We start from the raw sequence: 1,777 nt of genomic DNA on the forward strand, positions 1-1,777 counted from the left end.
GATGAGCCTTTTGAAAGACTCGACAAGAAGATCAGAACTGAACTGAGGTCCACAATGAAACGTTTGTTGATGGCACTGGGGGAGTCGGTTTTAATTGTTTTGAACGATCCCGAAGATGCGTTGGCAGTCGCAGATAGAGTATATGTGATGGACAACGGAAATGTAGTTCAGCAAGGGCCACCAAGAGAGGTTTATGATGAACCGAACTCGCTCTTTGTTATGGAACTCTTCTCTACAATGGGTATCAACAGAGTGGGTGACAATGTATTCAGGCCTGAGGATGTTATTTTGTCAGAGTTCGGTGAGGAGTTCATACCGGAACACTGTGGCCCCTACGATTCAAAGCGCATTATATGTAACGGCAGAATACGGGGTGAGTATGTGACCTTGTTGCTTCCTCTTGAGTGTCGAGATATGGACTCGATTACACTTGAAATTACGAAATCATTTGATCTGTAAACGCAGAGTGTTGCTTTGCCTTTGTTCACTATAGTTAGGGCTAATATCCTTTGAAATGTTGTATAATCAGTATTGGTGATGTGTAAAACGTTTTTATGAGAGGCCTTTCTCAAGGAGAAAGGCTTTTCTATTGGTTTGAAACAACTTCCAAAAGCCTGTCTGGATAATCGGTTATGATTCCGTCAACACCAAGGCCGATCAATCTCTCCATCTCATCCCGTTCATTTACTGTCCAGGGAATGATTTTCATTCCAGATTGATGAGCGCTCCTCACCCAACCATCACTCATTAAGTTATAGTTGGGAGAAATAATATTACATCCAGTGGTGGCAAGCATCTTTCCAATATCAAACCCGAAGTTCTTCAATCTCAAACCTGCTGTCCAGACAGTTTTGTCAAGGTTTGTACTCGATACAAGTGCGGCGGTCTCAACAGAAGGTTGAAGCTCCTTGGAGATCTTCAGTGCTTCCCAGTTAAAGGACTGTATTGTACATAGTCGTTCGAACCCTTTTTCGTAGACTATCTCAAGAACTTTCCGAACATGTTCCGTTAGATCTATTGTGTCTTCGGGCCTCTGAGGGTAGTGCTTTATTTCAATATTTACTTTTATTTGTTTTGCGTGACTGTTGTTATGCACTTTTATCAGAGAAAGAACTTCCTCAAGGGATGGAATTCTTTCTCCATCCAGTTGCTTTTGTTGAGGCCATTTGTCGGGTTCTCTGATACTACCAACGTCGAATCCTTTTAGCTGCTCAAAGGTCAGATTCTTGATAAGAACAGATTCGCTGATGAACTCCCCGTCTTTTCTAGTACGTTCAGGGTTTAGGTACGGGTCGTGATTGATAACTACGACGCCATCTCTCGTTACCACAGTGTCTAGCTCGATTGTGTCCACGCCCAGTTCCATAGCAAAACTGAAAGCTGCCAGTGTGTTCTCCGGCATAAGTCCTCTACAGCCGCGATGACCCTGAACATCAAAATTGCCGGTTGAATAAAATGCTGTGGAGACGGCAAGGAAAACAGTAATCAAAAGAATTCTTGTAATAATCTTCATAATCACACTCCAGTTAACAGTTTTGAATTATTGGTTGTATAATCTACTAGTCATTCGGAAGGAGATCGCATTGAACCCAGGTATTCTCTTCTTTGAAGCCTTGATTTACTCGAGTTTGGCCACAAAAAACCTTCTCAGCCAATACTTTGATATTTCCGGTTTTTCTCCAACGAAAATCGGCATCCTTATGGCGGTGCTGCCCGTCGTCTCTCTGGTCTCGAGTCCGTTATGGTTTAAACTCAGCGGTAAATTCGGTTATGACAA

The 1,777-nt window shown here is 42.7% G+C and carries 2 protein-coding genes and 1 pseudogene; 2 read left to right on the forward strand and 1 reads right to left on the reverse strand.

Annotation, left to right across the window (positions count from 1 at the left end):
- Nucleotides 1-459, forward strand: a pseudogene (locus BG32_RS07600) (ABC transporter ATP-binding protein); the annotation flags it as partial.
- Between the two features lie 127 nt (nt 460-586).
- Here BG32_RS07600 and BG32_RS07605 read toward each other — a convergent pair.
- Nucleotides 587-1,513 (reverse strand): glycerophosphodiester phosphodiesterase family protein, encoded by a 927-nt coding sequence (locus BG32_RS07605; RefSeq protein WP_121526642.1) that lies wholly within the window; start codon nt 1,511-1,513, stop codon nt 587-589.
- Between the two features lie 70 nt (nt 1,514-1,583).
- Between BG32_RS07605 and BG32_RS15820 the strand changes: the two genes are divergently transcribed.
- On the forward strand, nt 1,584-1,777 hold a 194-nt coding region (locus BG32_RS15820), incomplete at its 3' end, for an MFS transporter (protein WP_147434880.1).

This window comes from Mesotoga sp. HF07.pep.5.2.highcov (assembly GCF_003666285.1).
GTDB classification, from domain to species: Bacteria; Thermotogota; Thermotogae; order Petrotogales; family Kosmotogaceae; genus Mesotoga; species Mesotoga prima.